Below are 18135 nucleotides of genomic sequence, written 5' to 3'. Positions count from 1 at the left end.
CCATGGACTTTATCCATCCGCGAAAAGGTCGGATCGAACTGGAGAAAATGATTGCATCCATCTGTGCGTTCATCGAAGAGGACCGATCCGCCTGCTATAAAATGGTGATAGGAACCGACTCGCAAACCAGCCATCGTGGTACCTTGTTTGTTACGGCTGTCATCTTGCACCGGGTGGGGAAAGGAGCCCTCTTCTTCTACGCCAAGAAGCGGAGCCGGCCCATCCTCGATCTGCGCTATCGGATCTATAAGGAAACGGAATACAGCCTGGCTTGTATGGATCGTTTGAAGGAGAAGGGGTTTCTGGGTGCCTCCATGGAGTTGCCCGTAGAGATCCATTTGGATGTGGGGCGAAAAGGGGAAACGCGCAAACTGATTCAGGAAGTGGTCGGCTGGGTGACGTCGGTGGGTTATACGGCTAAAATCAAGCCGGATGCTTACGCGGCCAGCGCCGTTGCCGACCGTTTTACCAAGTGATCATAACGGTGCGTCTCGTTAGGCCATTTTTCGCCTGATTTCAGCAAAAAAATCCGTTGACAGCTGGGTTGTCCCACTGCTATAATTCAACTTTTGACAAAGTTGACCTCACTGTGATACAATGGGTTACGAGTGAGGTGGTCGATTGTAATGGGTAGGAATGCGCTATCTGAGATAAAGCGTACGTTGGAAGGTTACATTGGGCAAAAAATCCGTCTCAAAGCCAACAGCGGACGTCGAAAGACCATTGAACGAAGTGGAGTACTGGAAGAGACATATCCCTCCGTGTTCATCGTGAAGCTGGACGAGGAGCAACACTCGTTTGAACGTGTCTCCTACAGTTACGCTGACATCCTGACAGAGACGGTGGAACTGACCGTGTTTCAAGATGAGGGACAAGTTCCTGTGAAATATGTAAAAAACCCGCAATAGAACACGGTGACGTGTTCTATTTGTTTTATCCGAGATCCGGATTTGAGGGCTCGGATTTTTTTATTGCATCGACCCTGGGAATACGATAGGATAGAACCATACATTTTGATGATATCATCAAGAAAAACACTATATATTGTGGAAATGGGTGCCCTGACGAGGGTGAAAAGGGAACCCGGTGCGATTCCGGGGCTGTCCCCGCAACTGTGAATGCCGACGAAACGAATGCGCCACTGCACCTACCTAGGGCCTGTCTGGTCATTTATTTTTCCATGAGAACAAGGGAGGGTTGGTATGGCTGGCAGAGAGCCTTTGCGCTTTTTGCAACGAAACGAAGACAGCCATACCAGCCCGGAATCTTGTCCTATGGATTGTTCAGACACGTCCCAGGGTGTGGGAAGGCTCGGAGTAGGAGGAAGCATGAGCCAGTAGACCTGCCCAATCCACGGTACGTTTCTATTCTTCGGGGGTTGAGAGTGGAAACGGCATTTGATGGATGGCGTTTTTGGTGTGCTCTCTATGTGGTAGGCGGCACCGGGTTCCACATGGACCACTCGCGCCTGTATCCTAATTTGCCGTTTTTCCACCCCCCCCTGGCGGGTGGTTTTTTCATGGCCCGCAATCTCTCAATGGAAAGGGTGGCCTGCCATTATGGCGACGTTATCGGTGGAACAGGAGACGATGGAAGCGAGGATGGATGCGCTGCGCAGGATTTTGGCCAATCATCCGGGCCTGGACGCGGAAGTTTTCCTAAGCCGAGCGGAAAAGCTGAGCCAACAAGGGCTGGATGAAGAGGAGTGGACACAAGGGCTGATTTTGCATGCGCTGGAAGAGATTCGACGGGAAGCTCCGGACTGGACGTTTGTCGCTTCCCGCCTCTATGCCTCCCACCTGTACCGATTGGCTGGAGCCTATCGCGGGTACGATCCGGATAAGAACCCCTACGGCCCCTTTGCGGATTTAATTCATACATTGACGGATAAAGAGATCTATTCCCCCCTGTTGACGAAGAACTACTCCCATGAGGAGATTTTGACACTCGGCCGGGAGATCCGACCGGAGCGGGATCAGTTGTTTACATACGTGGGGCTTCGCACATTGGCGGATCGTTATTTGGCGCGGTCACACGAAGGAGCAGTGATGGAGCTGCCCCAGGAGCGGTTGATGGTGATCGCGATGGTGTTGATGGCCCATGAAAGGGCGGACCGGCGGTTGGATCGGGTGCGGGAAACATACTGGGCACTGAGTCATTTATATATGACTGTGGCTACTCCGACGCTGGCGAATGCCGGCAAAGCGTTTGGTCAGCTCTCTTCCTGCTTTATCGACACGGTAGATGATTCTCTGCGGGGTATTTACGATACCAACACGGATGTGGCCACGTTGTCCAAGGGCGGCGGCGGGATTGGTGTCTATCTGGGCAAAATCAGGGCTCGCGGCAGTGATATCCGGGGTTTTCAGGGGGTTTCTTCCGGTGTTCTTCCCTGGATGAAACAGTTGAACAACACGGCGGTCAGCGTAGACCAGCTGGGTCAACGACAGGGCTCCATCGCCGTTTATCTGGATGTGTGGCACCGTGATATTTTTGCTTTCCTGGATGCGAAACTGAACAACGGGGACGAACGTTTGCGAACCCATGATCTGTTTACCGGGGTCTGCGTTCCTGATCTCTTTATGGAAAAAGTGGAGGAGAGAGGGGATTGGTATCTGTTTGATCCCCATGAGGTGCGGCGCTTGATGGGGTGGTCGTTGGAGGACAGCTACGATGAGAAGCGGGGAGAAGGAACGTTTCGCAAGCGGTACCAGGCTTGTATCGAGCACCCCGGCCTTTCCAAGGAGAAGGTTCCGGCGATTGAAGTGATGAAGCGGGTGCTCATCTCCCAATTGGAAACGGGAACCCCGTATCTTTTCTACCGGGATGAAGTAAACCGGGAAAACCCCAATAAGCACGCCGGTATGATCTACTCCTCCAACTTGTGTACGGAGATCACCCAGAATCAGTCTCCTACCCGGGTGATCGAGGAACAGCTGGAAGACGGGAAAATCCTAATCACCAAAGAACCGGGTGATTTCGTCGTCTGCAACTTGTCTTCCATCAACCTGGGACGGGCGGTGCCGGACGGGGTGCTGGAGCGCCTCATTCCAATCCAGGTTCGAATGCTGGACAATGTGATCGACCTGAACACGCTGGAGGTGTTGCAGGCAAGCCGCACCAACAAACGCTATCGGGCGGTGGGACTGGGCACATTTGGTTGGCACCACCTGTTGGCCTTAAAGGGAATTCCGTGGGAATCGGAGGAAGGCGTCGCCTTGGCGGATGAATTATATGAGGAGATCGCTTACCAAACCATTCGCGCTTCGATGGAGCTGGCCCGGGAAAAAGGGGCGTACCCGTTGTTCAAGGGAAGTGAATGGGATACAGGAGCCTGGATCCGGCGTCGCAACTATTCTTCTCACCGTTGGCAGCGATTGGCGGAAGACGTTCACTACCACGGGCTTCGCAACGGATACCTGCTGGCGGTGGCACCCAACGCCAGCACCTCTGTCATCGCAGGCAGCACCGCATCCATCGATCCGGTATTCCGTCAGGAATACAGCGAAGAGAAGAAAAACTACAAGATTCCGGTGACGGCCCCTGATCTCAGCCCGCGGACGGCATGGGTGTACAAACCCGCCCATGAGATCGACCCCCGCTGGAGCCTGCGCCAGTTGGTGGCCCGTCAGCGTCATATCGATCAGTCCCAGTCTTTCAATCTATATGTGAAACATGATGTCCGTGCCAAGGAGTTGTTGGAACTTCATCTAACCGCTTGGCAATCCGGCGTCAAGACCACTTACTATACCCGTTCCACTTCGTCCCAGTACGACGATTGTGAAAGTTGCTCATCCTGATGAAAGGGGTAAAACGATGGAAGTCCAATTGCCGAAGCGAAAGCTGTATGATGTAACAGCTCCCAATGCCAGCACCGGCATCGTGGGAGGACGCTCTTCCAATGTGCTTAACTGGGACGACTGCCGTTTTCCGTGGGCCTATCCGCTTTACAAAAACATGCTGGCTCATTTTTGGACCCCTTTTGAAATCAATATGGCGGAAGACGTGAAGCATTGGAAGGATCTGAGTGAAGACGAACGCTTTGCTTTTAAACGGATCATCGGATTGCTGGCGTTTCTCGATTCCATCCAAACCGACTACTCCTCCCGGGTGGCGGATTACTTGACGGATTCCAGTTTATCCGCTTTGATGGCGGTTCTCTCCTTTCAGGAAGTCGTCCATAACCAGTCGTATTCGTATGTATTGTCATCCTTGGTGGATAAACGGGAACAGGACCGTATCTTCGAATATTGGAAGACGGACGAGGTATTGCGGGAACGGAACGATTTCATCGCTCAGGGGTATGAAGCGTTTGTGGAAAACCCGACTCCTCGTACCTTGATGGAGTCCATCGTGTACGACGTCATCCTGGAGGGCTTAAATTTCTATTCCGGTTTCGCGTTCTTTTACAACCTCGCCCGCAATCAAAAGATGGTAGCCACCTCCACCATGATCAACTACATCAACCGGGATGAACAGCTCCATGTCCGTTTGTTTGTACAGATTTTCAAGGAGCTGTTGGCGGAACGGCCGGAATTGGATACCGACGACACCCGTGCCTTTGTTACGGAAACCTTCCGGCGAGCGGCGGAATTAGAAATTCGGTGGGGGCGATATATCCTGGGGGACCGTTTTCCTGGAATTGGACCGGAGGAGTTGGATGCTTACATCCGGTTTATGGCGAATAAGCGTGTACGGGAGCTGGGGGCGGAACCGCCTTTTCCGGGATATCGGCAAAACCCCATGCGCTGGATTCTTGCATACGAGGATGTCAACAGCGGAAAACAGGACTTCTTTGAAGGAAAGTCGCGCCAGTACACCAAGGTGTCAGATGCCAACGGGTTTGACGAATTGTAAACGGGGATACCCTCGGCAGGAACGATCATACTAATGGGTGCCTGTGTTTTCATCAAAAGGAGGAATCCCATTGGCGCGACGCGGTGTCATGTCGGATGCATTGAAAGTCGAACTGGCCAAGGAACTGGGATTTTATGATGTCGTGCAACAGGAAGGCTGGGGTGGAATCAAAGCACGGGACGCCGGAAACATGGTTAAACGGGCGATTCAGCTGGCCGAAGAGCGCATGACCGAACGATAACGGAACACAGGCGGGCCGGGGCATGATGCCCCGGCTTTTTGGTTTGACCGATTCAGCATGAGTTGCCCTCGGTTCCGCTTTCACGGGGGATAGGCACATGTTACAATAGTAAAGCCAGCTTTTCCCCACCTGGGAAAAGAAACCATGCGGAGAATGGAGCACAGGTGGCAGACAGGGGGGCAATCTCGTTGGATATCTCCGTGAAAGCACCGGCTAAAATCAATTTGACACTGGATGTTCTACATAAACGACCGGATGGATACCATGAGTTGGAAATGGTGATGACTACCATCGATCTGGCGGATCGGATTGATCTGACCGAGACGAGCCAAGGGATTCAGCTGGAGAGCACCTCCGGTTTTGTTCCCTTTGATGACAGAAACCTCGCCTATCGGGCCGCCGCTTTGGTCAAACAGCGGTTTTCCGTTAATAAAGGGATCCATATTGTGATTCATAAAAAAATTCCGGTGGCTGCGGGATTGGCCGGGGGCAGCAGCGACGCGGCTGCCACTTTAAAAGGGCTGAATCAGCTTTGGGATCTGGGCTTGACAATGGAGGAATTGGCTGAATTGGGCCTGGAGTTGGGTTCCGATGTCCCTTTTTGTGTCAGGGGGGGAACCGCGATCGCACGGGGGCGTGGAGAGGATTTAACCCCGATCGCTCCGCCGCCGCCTTGCTGGGTGGTATTGGCCAAGCCGCAGCACGGCGTATCTACGGCAGAAGTGTTCGGCGCCCTGAATTTGGATCACAAACAGGAGCGTCCCGATCTGGACGCGATGGTACAGGCATTGGAAACGCGGAACTTTCATGGAGTATGCCATCATCTTTCCAATGTGTTGGAACAAGTGACCCTGACCGCGTATCCCAAAGTGGCCAGAATCAAAGAACGGATGTCCGCATTTGGAGCGGAAGGGGTGCTCATGTCCGGAAGCGGTCCGACCGTTTTTGGATTGGTCAGTCGAGAATCGTTGGCGCGGCGTGTGGTAAACGGTTTGCGTGGATTTTGCCGGCAAGTGTATGCCGTTCGGATGATGGGCGGGCTGGAAGGTCTTCCACTTGATCAAATCCGTACAAAGTGATATATTTTTCGCAAACCATTCGGATTTTGGGGGGCTTTGGATGAAAAAGTGGAAGCGGAGCGCACGGCTGGTGGACATGACCCAACAGCTCATGAGCCACCCGCATCGCCTCATCCCTCTTAGCACCTTTGCTGAGCGCTATCAAGCGGCCAAGTCCTCCATCAGCGAGGACTTGGCCATTGTTCATGATGTGTTTCGGGAAGAGGGGGAGGGGATGCTGGAAACCGTTTCGGGGGCAGCGGGAGGCATCCGGTTTATTCCCCGGATTTCAGATGAGCGGGCGCGGAAGCTGTCGGAACGTCTGTGCGGAGAATTACAAAACCCTGCCCGCATTCTTCCCGGAGGATACTTGTACCTGTCGGACTTATTGGGTGACACGGCTCTTGTTCGGGATATCGGTTGCATATTTGCCACGGTCTTCCATGATCGGCGGGTGGATGCGGTGGTTACCGTTGAAACCAAAGGAATCCCCCTCGCTTATGCAACAGCGGGCCAACTGGGCGTGCCTGTGGCCATTGTGCGGAGGGACAGCCGGATCACGGAAGGTTCCGTTGTCACCATCAATACGGTCTCCGGTTCGAGCAAACGACTGGGCAGCCTTTCCCTCTCCCGGCGCAGCTTGCAGGAAGGAGCCAGAACCCTTATTATCGATGATTTTATGAAGGCGGGGGGAACGGTACGCGGGATGTTTGACCTGCTGGAAGAGTTTCGTGCGGAAGTGGTGGGTGTCGGGGTGATGGCGGAAAGCCGGGCGGAAGAACGGTTGGTCGACGATTACATTTCCCTTGCCACTGTTGATGAAGTGGATGTAAGAGAGCGACGTATTCGGGTGAAGATGGGAACCTTATTCCACGGGAGGGATTGAGATGAATACAATCAAGACGGAACATGCTCCCCAGGCGATCGGACCGTATAACCAAGCGGTGGAAGTGGACCAGTGGATTTTTACTTCCGGGCAAATCCCCTTGACGCCGGAGGGTGATTTGGTAAAAGGGGACATCGAAGCGGAAACGCGTCAAGTGCTGAAAAACCTGTCGGCTGTTTTAGAAGCGGCGGGATCGGATCGGGAGCATGTGGTGAAAACCACGATATTTTTGACAGATATGAATGATTTTCAGGCGGTCAATCATGTGTACGGGTCCTTTTTTGAATCCCACCTACCGGCCCGTTCTTGTGTACAAGTGGCGGCACTTCCCAAGGGAGCACGGGTGGAAATGGAAGCAATCGCCGTGAAGAAATGAAAAAATCCGAAAATAGGGGAACAAGTGGAAGGAGTTTCATCATCCATGTGGAATAGAAGGAGTGACATCATCTCTGGAAATGGGTGGTGAAGCAGGTTGGAAATTACGGATGTGCGATTGCGGCGAGTGAGCCGTGAAGGGCGGATGCGCGCCATCGCTTCCATCACCATCGACGAGGAATTCGTGGTTCACGATATTCGGGTGATCGATGGCAATAACGGAATGTTCGTGGCGATGCCCAGCAAGCGGAGGCCGGATGGTGAATTTCGGGATATCGCCCACCCGATTTCACCCGATTCCCGGGAGAAGATCGAGATGGCAGTATTGGAAGAGTATCACCGTGCGGGTGACGATGAGCTGGGCTCCGCCCTGGGCGGGAGTGCTTCCTGATCCGTCGGGCGGGCGGGATTTCACGCGGGAAGAAAATGAAGAGCCTTTGTCCCATATGCCGGGGGAAAAGGCGCGACTGAAGACTTACACCGAACGGGGATCCCAGGCAGGGATCCCCGTTTTCGTAGAAACTTCTCTACCACTGTTTCTATCAGCTGGATGGACTGGAAATTCATTTCCACCCGACATTGTTGCATTCCACCAGGCTTTGGGATATAGTCGGTTGTGGAGTTTTTGCTAGTGTCCCACCTTCCAAACTAGATCTCGTTTTCTCTCTCCCGATAGGAAGGGGGAGAGAAAGCAGAACGAAATGACCGAGATGGGGCACTGGGAACAGCGGGGGTGCTTCACGCCATGGAAAAAATGTATGCTGTCGTCTTGGCCGCGGGGAAGGGGACCCGAATGAAGTCCCGAAAGCACAAGGTGCTGCACCCGGTTTGTGGAAAGCCCATCATTGATCACATCGTCGATACATTAGAAAAAATAGGGGTGGCGGAGACGGTGGTCGTCATCGGCCATGATGCCGAGTCTGTCCAAGGCCATCTCGGAGACAGGGTGAAATTTGCCCGGCAGGAGGAGCAACTGGGCACTGCCCACGCTGTGATGCAAGCGGAAGCATTCTTATCGGATGCGGAAGGAACCACTCTGGTGCTGAACGGGGATCATCCCCTGTTTACCGCTGATACCTTGTCCAAACTGGTTGAGGCTCATCGGAAAAATCGGTCGGCGGCCACCATACTGACGGCAGATCTTCCGAATCCAGCTGGCTATGGCCGGGTGATTCGCCGGGAGGACGGCCATGTAGTCCGTGTGGTGGAGCATAAAGATGCCACACCTGCGGAACGGGAGATTACGGAAGTGAATACCGGGACTTTTTGTTTTGATAATCGGAAATTATGGAAGGCGCTTTCACAAGTGGACAATAACAATGCGCAAGGAGAGTATTACCTTCCCGATGTCATCCATGTTTTGGGCAGCCAGAGTGAAGCGGTAGGGGCGCAACAGATGGAGGACCATGAAGAGGCTCAGGGCATCAACAATCGGGTTCAATTGGCCCAGGCTGAACAAATCATGCGCCAGCGCATCCTGGAACAACTCATGATGGATGGAGTGACGGTGGTCGATCCTGCCGCCACGTATATCGATGCCGATGTGACCATCGGTGCCGATACGGTGATTGAACCCGGTACCATCCTGCGAGGGAACACCCGGATCGGGGAAGGATGTGTAATCGGACCAAACACAGACCTGACCGATGTGGAAGTGGGCACTGAAGCCGTGATTCGCCAATCGGTGATTCAGAAAAGCCGGGTGGACGACCATGTCGCTGTCGGGCCTTTTGCTTATATCCGCCCCGGCTCTCATCTCGAAGAACAGAGTAAAGTGGGTTGCTTCGTCGATATGAAAAAGGCGCGGTTGGGTAAAGGAAGCAAGGTTTCCCACTTGGGATATGTGGGAGATGCGGATGTAGGGGAAGATGTCAATGTGGGCTGCGGGGCTCTCACCGTCAATTACGACGGTTTTCATAAGCACCGCACCATCATTGAGGATGGGGCATTTATCGGCTGTAATGTTAACCTGATCGCTCCAGTCACTGTGGGTAAAGGAGCTTATGTGGCGGCTGGTTCCACCGTGACCGACGATGTGCCGGCGGAGGCGTTGGCGATTGCCCGGGAACGGCAAACGACCAAGCGTGAATATGTTCGCAAGTTGAACCAAAAGCTGAAGAACGACTAGGGTGTTCTCCGCCTAATAAAGTGTTCTAGGGTAGATGCGTTCTAATACTACAGTTGTACGGATAAGAGCTGGTGGCGATGTGAGAAGGGAGGGGGGGATGGCTACGATCCTTTGCGCTTTTTGCAAGAGATCGAAGACAGCCCACCCGCCCGACCAACTCACGCTCATATACTCGCTTCGTTCAAATTAAAACGATGACTAATAACGGGCAGTCGCTGTTTGGGGAAGCATCGAAATACACATCGAAAGAAAAGTGGAGGGTTGGGGGAAGATGTCCACAGTGAGACGTTTGCAGGTGTTTAGTTGCAATTCCAATCCGGTGCTGGCTAAGGAAATTGCTGAGCATATCGGTATTCCCTTGGGAGATGCTGTGGTGGGAAAGTTCAGCGACGGTGAGATTCACGTCCGATTAAATGAAAGTGTGCGGGGATCCGATGTTTATGTGATCCAGTCCACCAGCCACCCGGTGAATCAACACCTGATGGAATTGCTGGTGATGGTGGATGCCCTGAGACGGGCATCGGCACGAACCATCAATGTGGTGATTCCTTATTATGGCTATGCCCGTCAAGACCGGAAAACCCGCGCCCGGGATCCGATCACATCCAAATTAGTGGCAAACCTGATTGAGACGGCGGGTGCCGATCGGATTATCGCGATGGATCTGCACGCCACACAAATTCAAGGATTCTTCGACATTCCCGTCGATCATCTCCTGGGTGTTCCGATCCTGTCCGAGTACTTCAAAGAACGGGCTCTGGAAGACGTGGTCGTGGTCTCCCCTGACCACGGCGGCGTGATCCGCGCCCGCAAGTTGGCGGAGCGCCTGCAATCCCCCATCGCCATTATTGATAAGCGGCGCCCGGAGCCCAACGTGGCCGAGGTGATGAACATCGTCGGCGATGTGAAAGGGCGGAGGGCCATTATTATCGATGACATTATCGACACGGCGGGAACCATCACCCTGGCGGCTAACGCCCTGTTGGAATACGGAGCCAAAGAAGTCTATGCCTGCTGTACCCATCCCGTTTTCTCCGGGCCTGCTATCCAGCGGATCAAGGAAGCGAATATCAAAGAGATGGTGGTAACCAACACCATTCCGTTGCCGGAAGAAAAACAGTTGGACAAGATTCGCGTCCTGTCCGTCGCCCCTCTGATCGGGGAAGCGATTATCCGCGTTCACGAGGAGCTGTCCGTCAGCAAGTTGTTTGACTGATGTAAAGATGGATCGAAACAGAAAAAGATGACAGATAGAAACGCTCATTAGAAGTACCGATGGGTTTATCCTCCAGTGTTTGAGGGAATGGATAGAGGCATGTGGAATATCCTGAGGACAATCAGGGCCGCTTCCCTGAAACACACAAGGAGGAAAACCAATCGATGGCAACTCAACTTTCCGTGAAACGTCGTGAAAGTCGGCCGCGTTCGATTCTGACCGCCCTCCGCCGTGAAGGTCGAATTCCTGCAGTGGTGTATGGGAGTGCGAAAGAGAACGAATTGATTCATCTGGAAGGAAGCGATCTGATCCGCTTCCTGCAACAACAGGGTCTCACCTCCGTTTTGGAATTGAAATATCCCGATGGAAAAATCGATCAAGTGATGGTTCGGGAACTGCAACATGACCGGATCAAGGATAAAATTCTCCACGTCGACTTTAAACAAGTGAAGATGAATGAACCTGTCGAAGTGGAAGTGGCCGTCAATTTGGTCGGTGAACCGAAAGGGGTCAAGGAGGGCGGCATCCTGCAGCAACAGTTGCGCACCGTCCTGATCCGCACCCTGCCCGGTGCCATCCCAGACCACATCGATCTGGACATCAGCGGGATGTCCATCGGAGACAACGTTCAAGTCCGCGACCTGAAGCATGATGAAAAAATGGAACTCCTCTCCGATCCGGATGAAGTGGTTGCCTCTGTGCTGCCGCCGCAAGTGGAGCAGGAGAAAGAGGCGGAAGAGCGGGACGAGCGGGCTGCGGAAGCCGAGCAGGCGGAGCCCGAGTTGGTGGATGCGGAAAAAGAGGAAAACGAATCATGAGCAAAGGGGCGCAACCACATACGTTGCGCCTTTTTGACGGATGAGGAGGAACAAATGAAAGTAATCGTCGGTTTGGGCAACCCCGGCATCCGGTATGCCCTGACCCGTCACAACATCGGGTTTTGGGTGGTCGACCGCCTCAGTGACCGCTGGGGTGTTCCCGTGAATAAAGAAAAATGGAGAGGTTTTGTAGGGGAAGGACACGTTCGAGCAGAAAAAGTGGTGCTGATTAAACCGGAAACCTATATGAACCGATCCGGCGAATCCGTGCGACCGGCCCTGGAATGGCTCAAGTGCAGTGTGGAGGATCTGATGGTGGTATACGATGACCTGGATCTTCCTCCGGGCCAGATTCGTCTGCGGATGAAGGGAAGCTCCGGTGGTCACCGTGGTGTTCAATCCCTGATTGATCACTTAGGGACCAACGATTTTAAACGGATTAAAATTGGCATCGGTCGACCGCAAGGTCGGATTCCGGTGCCGGATTACGTTCTCTCCCGCTTTGCCCGGGAGGAAGAGGAAGCGATAATGGAAGCGGTCCAGCGCTCCGCTGACGCCATTGAGGAGTGGCTGGGAACCTCTTTTCCCGAAGTGATGAATCGATACAACCAGAAGTGATAAAGACTTTGCTGGGCACCCTTTTCATCACAAATTTGGAATGGAACCCTCCCCGATTGTCGATACTAGGTTGTATCCGGCAACTCAGGCGGTACTTGCGGCTGTGAACAAAACAGTTCGAAGTTACCGGATGGGGCTCTAAAGGAATACCACGATGGCGGGGGGCATACCATAGTGTTGGAATACCGGTGCCGATACTGCAACCATCTTATCGGGCAAATCGAGGACGACCGTGTGACAGAGCTGGATTTGGGTTTCCATCGGTTGACCCCGGCGGAACGGCGGGATATAATTGTCGATGAGCCTGAGGGTCACACACAAGTAAATGTGGTTTGTGAAACCTGTCAGGATATGCTAGAACGGAACCCGGAACTGTCACTCTTGTCCCGTCCCTTCCAATAGTATCGTGGCTGGCAAGGGCTTTTTTACGTGGCGCCGTTTCCGGCCACCTTCCCTTTGTCGCAAACGGACGTGGTAGGGCGGGTGCTTTTGCCGGGATGTGAATTCACAGCCTTGGCTGTACCAGCTGAGGCTTCTTTTTGTATGGAATTCAGAGAAGGGTTAAGGACACCCTCGCGGAGAGGAGGAAGGATGGACTTGAAAACCCTGGTTCAGCTGTTTCAGAAGGATCACGACTTCCAGTCCACCGTCGCTTCCCTGGAACAGGGGTTAAAAGAGCAATTGGTAGCCGGGCTGACGGGGTCTGCACGCATGATGTACGTGGCCGCTTTGTTCCGCGAGCTTGGCCGTCCCATGTTGGTTGTCACACACAATCTCAACCAGGCCCAAAAAGCGGTGGAAGATTTACAGGAACTGCTTCCGCGGGAGCAAGTGCTTCTCTATCCGGCCAATGAATTGGTAGCTACCGAGATTGCCCTGGACGGGCATGAAACCCTGGGCGATAGGATTCAAGTGTTATCCCGATTGACTCGCGGCTTTCGCGGGGTTTTTGTCGTGCCATTCGCTGGTGCGAGAAAACTGTTTCCACCTCAGGAGATTTTTGCAGCCGCTCACCGCACCCTGACAGTGGGGGAAGAGCACCCCGTGGAAGTCTTGGTGAAGCACCTGGTGCGGGTGGGTTACGAGCGGGTGGATATGGTGGAAAAAGCCGGAGAATTCAGCTTGCGAGGCGGGATTTTGGATCTGTTTCCCGTGACGGAGGAGGACCCGGTTCGCATCGAGTTTTTTGATGACGAAGTGGATTCCATTCGTCCATTTTCGGTGGTGGATCAACGTTCCAAGGATAAATGGGACCGGTTTACCATTCCGCCTGCCCGGGAAGTGTTTGCTTCCCCGGAAGCTCTCTACCAGGCTGGGGATCGCGTGGCTACACTGCTGGAGGAACGCCTCTCCCGGGTAAAGGATCCCGACATCCGCACCAAATTGGCGGAAAAAATCGGATGGGAAATAGAGCAGCTCAAGTCGGGCCAACGTTTTACCGGTATTTATAAATATATCAGTCAAATTCACCCCGCTTACGAGACATTGCTGGATTATCTGCCTGCCGATACGTTGTGGATATTGGATGAACCAGCCCGCATCCAGGAATCGGCCAAGCAGATGGAACGGGAGGAAGGGGAGTGGCAGACGGCTCTGTTGCAGCAGGGGGAGTATCTGCCTGCCCTGACGCTCTCCGTTTCCTATGACGATTGGTTTAACCGCAGCCAGAATCAACGAATCTATCTTTCTCTGTTTATGCGGCAAGCCGGCGGGATTCAGCCGCAAAATATCGTACAGTTCATCTGCCGCGGCATGCAGCAGTTCCATGGGCAGATGCATGTATTGAAAACGGAGTGGGAGCGCTGGATCAAGGGGAAGTACAGGGTAATGTTCACCGCTTCCACACGGGAGCGGGCGGAGCGGCTGGAACGGGTCCTGGCCGACTATGGCATGGAAGTAACCCGGGAATTGGTGGACGGGAGCCTGTCTCCCCATCGACCGGTGGTTCAGGTCGGTACTCTCTCAGGCGGGTTTGAGCTGGGGGCGTCCCGGATTGCGGTGGTAACCGAAGGGGAGGTCTTCACCCAGAAACAGCGGCGCGCCCGCCGGATGACCAAACTGGATCATGCTGAAAAAATTAAGGATTACCAGGAGCTGAAACCGGGGGACTACGTGGTCCACGTCAACCACGGGATCGGACGTTACCACGGGATTGAGACATTGGATGTGGGCGGCCTCCACAAGGATTACCTCCTGGTGCAATATGCGGGCAACGACAAGTTGTACGTCCCGATCGAACAGATCGATCAGGTGCAGAAGTACCTGGGCAGTGAAGAAAAGACCCCTAAAGTCTACAGCCTGGGCGGCAGCGAGTGGAGCAAGGTCAAAAACAAGGTCCGCTCCTCGGTGGAGGATATCGCCTCCGATCTGATTCAGCTCTATGCCAAACGGCAAGCGGCCAGAGGGTACTCCTTTTCAAAGGACACGGCCTATCAGCGGGAGTTTGATTCCCTTTTCCCTTATGAAGAAACAGGGGATCAACTGCGTTCCATCGAAGAGATAAAGAAGGACATGGAAAGCGAGCAGCCCATGGACCGGCTCTTGTGCGGAGATGTGGGGTACGGAAAGACGGAAGTGGCGATTCGGGCCGCCTTCAAGGCAACGATGGACGGCAAGCAGGTGGCTGTGTTGGTTCCCACTACCATCCTGGCCCAGCAACACTATGAAACCTTCCGGGAGCGCTTTGCCGACTTCCCGGTGGAGATTCGAGTCTTGTCCCGTTTCCGTTCCCGTAAAGAACAAAAGGATACCATTAAGGGTGTCAAAGAGGGAACCGTTGATATCGTGATCGGAACCCATCGCCTGTTGTCCAAGGATGTGGAGTACAAGGAACTGGGCCTGTTGATCGTCGATGAGGAGCAGCGCTTCGGAGTGAAGCACAAGGAAAAAGTAAAGCAATTGAAGGCGAATGTGGACGTCCTCACCCTGACGGCCACTCCGATTCCCCGTACCCTTCATATGTCGATGATGGGGGTTCGGGATTTATCCGTGATCGAAACGCCGCCGGAGAATCGCTTTCCGGTTCAGACCTATGTGTTGGAGTACTCCGCTGCCCTGGTACGGGAAGCGATCGAACGGGAACTGGCCCGAAACGGCCAAGTCTACTTTCTGTATAACCAGGTACAAAACATCGACCAGATGGCGGATCAGATTCGAATGCTGGTTCCAGATGCCCGGATCGCCGTCGCTCATGGACAGATGGCGGAAACCGAATTGGAACGGGTGATGCTGGACTTTCTGGACGGGGAGTACGATGTGCTGGTGAGCACGACCATTATCGAGACGGGTGTGGACATCCCCAATGTGAATACCCTGATCATCTACAATGCCGACAAGATGGGCTTATCCCAACTGTACCAGCTGCGGGGACGGGTGGGCCGTTCCAATCGAATCGCCTACGCGTACTTCACCTACCAACGGGACAAGGTGTTGTCGGAGGCGGCGGAGAAGCGTCTGCAGGCGATCAAGGAATTCACCGAATTGGGTTCCGGATTCAAAATTGCCATGCGCGATTTGGCCATTCGTGGTGCCGGCAACCTACTGGGAGCGGAACAGCATGGTCACATTGCCTCTGTGGGATTTGAGATGTACACTCAGATGTTGAAAGAAGCGATCCATGAACAACAAGGCAAGGTGATTGAGGTCAAACCCTTCGATCCGGAAATCGAATTGAACGCCGATGCCTACCTGCCGTCGGAGTATATCGGAGACGAGAAACAAAAGATTGAGATCTACAAGAAAATCCGGGCGGTTCGGGATCTCGATGAGGCGAGGGATCTGGAAGAAGAGATGGAAGACCGCTTCGGTGATCTGCCTCAACCGGTGATGAATTTGCTGCGGGTGGCCCGACTCCGCGCCTATGCCATCCAGTACCACATCGAAGAGGTCAAGCAGGAAGGATTGGAGATCCACGCCAAACTCCATCCCGACCAAAATCAGGTAGTGGATGGACAGCGCCTGTTCCGGGTGGCGCAACAATTCCCCGGGCGGGTCCGCCTATCTTCGGGGCAGCGGATCGGCATTATTTTCCGCCTCAAGGGATTGTCTGCCGCCGAAGGTCTGGAAATGGTGGAACAATTTTTGATACAATATGAAGCGGTTCCGAAAACGAAAGGAGCATTGCGAAATGCAGCGACTTAAAAAAAGCCTCCTAACGTCATTAAGCGTGCTGTTGGCAGTCTCCCTCTTACTCGCAGGCTGCGGCTCCGGCGAGGAAGGGGCCGATGATTCGGAAAATCCGACGGGACAAGGGGAGCCTCTTCCCACGGACAGCAAGAAAGTGGTAGCAGAATATGAGGGGGGCAAAGTGACGGAAGGGGAGTTAAACCGATATATCAACCTGATGGTTTTCTTCCAGCCGCAACTGGCCATGATGGCCCAGAGCCCTGAAGCCAAAGAGGAACTGGTGAAGCAACACATCGCGGAAAAAGAGATCTCGAATAAGGTGAAGGATAACAAAAAACATGAGAAGGAAGCCGATGAAGCGATTAAGCAATTTGAAAAATCGGTGAAGGAACAGCCGGAGCAGGAAGGTCAGGAAAAGCAAGATCCCGACAAGATTTTAAAAGACAGCGGGATCACCAAGGACGACCTGCGCAACTTCTTGATTCAAAACAACAAGGTCACCGAGTACCTGGAGAGCCAGGTGAAGGAAAAGGATTTAAAGAAGGAATACGAGGAATCTGACGCATACCTCAATATCGACTTAAATCATGTTCTCATCTCCACCCAGGAGGATGAGGAAGGGAAGGAACGGTCCGACAAGGAAGCCAAGAAGCGGGCCGAAGAAGTGAAGAAGAAACTTGAAGACGGCGGCAAGTGGAAAGAAATCGCAGAGAAATATTCCGATGATCCCGGTTCCAAGGACAATTCCGGAAAATATGAAGGAACGCCCGACCAGTGGGTTCCTGAATTTTCCGAGGCTGCCTTAAAGCAACCGCTCAAGGAGATCGGGGATCCCGTCAAGACCGACTACGGCTACCATGTGATCCGGGTCAACAAACGGGAAAAACTGCCTTTTGATGAAGTGAAAGAGGAGATCAAGGGTACGAAAGTACGGGAAAGCTTCCAGACCTTTATCGATGAGGAAGTGAAGCTGACCAAACTGGAGATTCCGGGTGCCGAAAAGCAGGACAAGGATCAAAAAGACGATGAAAAGGATAAAGAATAATGGATTGAAGAGACAGAGCATCCCATGCTCTGTCTTTTTTCTCGAGATTTGGTGCTTCGCATAAATCGCTGGAAGCGGATGAATACTATGGCCGTGACCATTGAGAGCCAAGGATTTCGGCCTGATCCGAAACCCATCATCCACGAAAGCGAGGCACAACATCCATGAAAGCAACGGGCATCGTTCGTCGCATTGACGATCTGGGGCGGGTTGTCATCCCCAAGGAGATCCGCCGGACGCTCCGCATCCGGGAAGGAGATCCTTTGGAAATATTTGTTGACCGTGACGGGGAAGTCATCCTTAAAAAATACTCTCCTATCGGGGAATTGGGTGATTTCGCCAAGGAATATGCGGAGTCGTTATATGAGAGCTTGTATCATGTCACATTGATTTGTGACCGGGACACGGTGATTGCTGTGGCCGGGGCATCCAAAAAGGAGTATCTGGATAAGCCCATCGGATCCATTGTGGAGACATGCATGGATCAACGAAAACCCCATATCGAAACGAATCCCGGTCGTGCGGAACTGATTCGGGACTTGTCGGAAGCCTACGAATCATACATTATTGTTCCCATCAACGCAGGTGGGGACCCGATTGGTGCTGTCATTCTCCTTTCCAAAAAAGAGGGGACCAAAATGGGGGATTTGGAGATAAAAGTGGCGAGCACGGCGGCTGGGTTTTTAGGAAAACAGATGGAACAGTGAGCGATCAATCAGCAAACGGGCAGGCCATGGCTGGCTGAGGATTTAACGGTGTAGCGCCTTT

At 53.3% G+C, this 18135-nt stretch carries 17 protein-coding genes and 1 riboswitch; all 17 genes read left to right on the top strand.

Features of this window, described 5'->3' with window-relative positions:
• Positions 1-2: 2 nt before the first annotated feature.
• The 17 genes from JOE21_RS15080 (at position 3) to spoVT (ending at position 18074) form a co-directional block, all read left to right on the top strand.
• The gene (locus JOE21_RS15080) at positions 3-476 is read left to right on the top strand and encodes a ribonuclease H-like YkuK family protein (RefSeq protein ID WP_309867939.1); all 474 of its coding nucleotides are present in this window, start codon (positions 3-5) and stop codon (positions 474-476) included.
• A gap of 150 nt (positions 477-626) precedes the next feature.
• Positions 627-908 (top strand): biofilm formation stimulator Veg, encoded by a 282-nt coding sequence (gene veg / locus JOE21_RS15075; RefSeq protein ID WP_309867937.1) that lies wholly within the window; start codon positions 627-629, stop codon positions 906-908.
• A 129-nt stretch (positions 909-1037) separates the two neighbouring features.
• Positions 1038-1363, top strand: a riboswitch (cobalamin riboswitch).
• A gap of 196 nt (positions 1364-1559) precedes the next feature.
• Positions 1560-3800, top strand: a complete 2241-nt coding sequence (locus JOE21_RS15070; protein WP_309867934.1) for a ribonucleoside-diphosphate reductase subunit alpha — start codon at positions 1560-1562, stop codon at positions 3798-3800.
• 16 nt (positions 3801-3816) lie between these two features.
• Positions 3817-4857: a ribonucleotide-diphosphate reductase subunit beta gene (locus JOE21_RS15065; protein ID WP_309867932.1), complete on the top strand. Its 1041-nt coding sequence runs from the start codon at positions 3817-3819 to the stop codon at positions 4855-4857.
• 88 nt (positions 4858-4945) lie between these two features.
• A complete protein-coding gene (locus JOE21_RS15060; protein ID WP_309868026.1) occupies positions 4946-5098 on the top strand; it encodes a small, acid-soluble spore protein, alpha/beta type in 153 nt (50 codons plus the stop codon).
• Positions 5099-5286: 188 nt separating this feature from the next.
• Entirely contained in the window at positions 5287-6177 is an 891-nt protein-coding gene (gene ispE / locus JOE21_RS15055; protein ID WP_309867929.1) for a 4-(cytidine 5'-diphospho)-2-C-methyl-D-erythritol kinase, read from the top strand.
• 40 nt (positions 6178-6217) lie between these two features.
• Positions 6218-7042, top strand: a complete 825-nt coding sequence (gene purR, locus JOE21_RS15050; RefSeq protein ID WP_309867928.1) for a pur operon repressor — start codon at positions 6218-6220, stop codon at positions 7040-7042.
• 1 nt (position 7043) lies between these two features.
• Positions 7044-7418 carry a RidA family protein gene (locus JOE21_RS15045; RefSeq protein ID WP_309867925.1) on the top strand — a complete coding sequence of 125 codons (375 nt, stop codon included), beginning with the start codon at positions 7044-7046 and terminating at the stop codon, positions 7416-7418.
• A gap of 96 nt (positions 7419-7514) precedes the next feature.
• Positions 7515-7808 carry a septation regulator SpoVG gene (gene spoVG, locus JOE21_RS15040; RefSeq protein ID WP_309867923.1) on the top strand — a complete coding sequence of 98 codons (294 nt, stop codon included), beginning with the start codon at positions 7515-7517 and terminating at the stop codon, positions 7806-7808.
• Positions 7809-8162: 354 nt separating this feature from the next.
• Complete coding sequence (gene glmU / locus JOE21_RS15035; protein WP_309867919.1) at positions 8163-9545, top strand: bifunctional UDP-N-acetylglucosamine diphosphorylase/glucosamine-1-phosphate N-acetyltransferase GlmU; 1383 nt, start codon at positions 8163-8165, stop codon at positions 9543-9545.
• A 271-nt stretch (positions 9546-9816) separates the two neighbouring features.
• The gene (locus tag JOE21_RS15030; protein ID WP_309867916.1) at positions 9817-10761 is read left to right on the top strand and encodes a ribose-phosphate diphosphokinase; all 945 of its coding nucleotides are present in this window, start codon (positions 9817-9819) and stop codon (positions 10759-10761) included.
• A gap of 164 nt (positions 10762-10925) precedes the next feature.
• A complete protein-coding gene (locus JOE21_RS15025) occupies positions 10926-11579 on the top strand; it encodes a 50S ribosomal protein L25/general stress protein Ctc (protein ID WP_309867913.1) in 654 nt (217 codons plus the stop codon).
• Between the two features lie 54 nt (positions 11580-11633).
• The gene (pth, locus tag JOE21_RS15020; protein WP_309867911.1) at positions 11634-12197 is read left to right on the top strand and encodes an aminoacyl-tRNA hydrolase; all 564 of its coding nucleotides are present in this window, start codon (positions 11634-11636) and stop codon (positions 12195-12197) included.
• Positions 12198-12371: 174 nt separating this feature from the next.
• A complete protein-coding gene (locus JOE21_RS15015) occupies positions 12372-12599 on the top strand; it encodes an anti-sigma-F factor Fin (protein ID WP_374709389.1) in 228 nt (75 codons plus the stop codon).
• A 195-nt stretch (positions 12600-12794) separates the two neighbouring features.
• Positions 12795-16337, top strand: coding sequence for a transcription-repair coupling factor (mfd, locus tag JOE21_RS15010; RefSeq protein ID WP_309867908.1), 3543 nt, complete (start codon positions 12795-12797; stop codon positions 16335-16337).
• The gene (locus tag JOE21_RS15005) at positions 16324-17367 is read left to right on the top strand and encodes a peptidylprolyl isomerase (protein ID WP_309867905.1); all 1044 of its coding nucleotides are present in this window, start codon (positions 16324-16326) and stop codon (positions 17365-17367) included. The genes mfd and JOE21_RS15005 overlap by 14 nt, the downstream gene beginning before the upstream one ends.
• 164 nt (positions 17368-17531) lie before the next feature.
• A complete protein-coding gene (gene spoVT, locus JOE21_RS15000; protein WP_309867903.1) occupies positions 17532-18074 on the top strand; it encodes a stage V sporulation protein T in 543 nt (180 codons plus the stop codon).
• Positions 18075-18135 lie beyond the last annotated feature (61 nt).

It is taken from the genome of Desmospora profundinema (assembly GCF_031454155.1).
GTDB classification, from domain to species: Bacteria; Bacillota; Bacilli; order Thermoactinomycetales; family DSM-45169; genus Desmospora; species Desmospora profundinema.
The sequence above is the reverse complement of the archived record's forward strand: the minus strand, read 5'-3'. Positions and strand labels throughout refer to the sequence as shown.

What these genes read in the sequence shown, in the direction of transcription:
- JOE21_RS15070 (WP_309867934.1), top strand. Translation starts at nt 1,560, where the DNA reads ATGGCGACGTTATCGGTGGAACAGGAGACGATGGAAGCGAGGATGGAT.
- JOE21_RS15060 (WP_309868026.1), top strand. Translation starts at nt 4,946, where the DNA reads ATGTCGGATGCATTGAAAGTCGAACTGGCCAAGGAACTGGGATTTTAT.
- veg (WP_309867937.1), top strand. Translation starts at nt 627, where the DNA reads ATGGGTAGGAATGCGCTATCTGAGATAAAGCGTACGTTGGAAGGTTAC.
- glmU (WP_309867919.1), top strand. Translation starts at nt 8,163, where the DNA reads ATGGAAAAAATGTATGCTGTCGTCTTGGCCGCGGGGAAGGGGACCCGA.
- pth (WP_309867911.1), top strand. Translation starts at nt 11,634, where the DNA reads ATGAAAGTAATCGTCGGTTTGGGCAACCCCGGCATCCGGTATGCCCTG.
- purR (WP_309867928.1), top strand. Translation starts at nt 6,218, where the DNA reads ATGAAAAAGTGGAAGCGGAGCGCACGGCTGGTGGACATGACCCAACAG.
- spoVT (WP_309867903.1), top strand. Translation starts at nt 17,532, where the DNA reads ATGAAAGCAACGGGCATCGTTCGTCGCATTGACGATCTGGGGCGGGTT.
- JOE21_RS15030 (WP_309867916.1), top strand. Translation starts at nt 9,817, where the DNA reads ATGTCCACAGTGAGACGTTTGCAGGTGTTTAGTTGCAATTCCAATCCG.
- JOE21_RS15065 (WP_309867932.1), top strand. Translation starts at nt 3,817, where the DNA reads ATGGAAGTCCAATTGCCGAAGCGAAAGCTGTATGATGTAACAGCTCCC.
- JOE21_RS15080 (WP_309867939.1), top strand. Translation starts at nt 3, where the DNA reads ATGGACTTTATCCATCCGCGAAAAGGTCGGATCGAACTGGAGAAAATG.
- JOE21_RS15025 (WP_309867913.1), top strand. Translation starts at nt 10,926, where the DNA reads ATGGCAACTCAACTTTCCGTGAAACGTCGTGAAAGTCGGCCGCGTTCG.
- JOE21_RS15005 (WP_309867905.1), top strand. Translation starts at nt 16,324, where the DNA reads ATGCAGCGACTTAAAAAAAGCCTCCTAACGTCATTAAGCGTGCTGTTG.
- JOE21_RS15045 (WP_309867925.1), top strand. Translation starts at nt 7,044, where the DNA reads ATGAATACAATCAAGACGGAACATGCTCCCCAGGCGATCGGACCGTAT.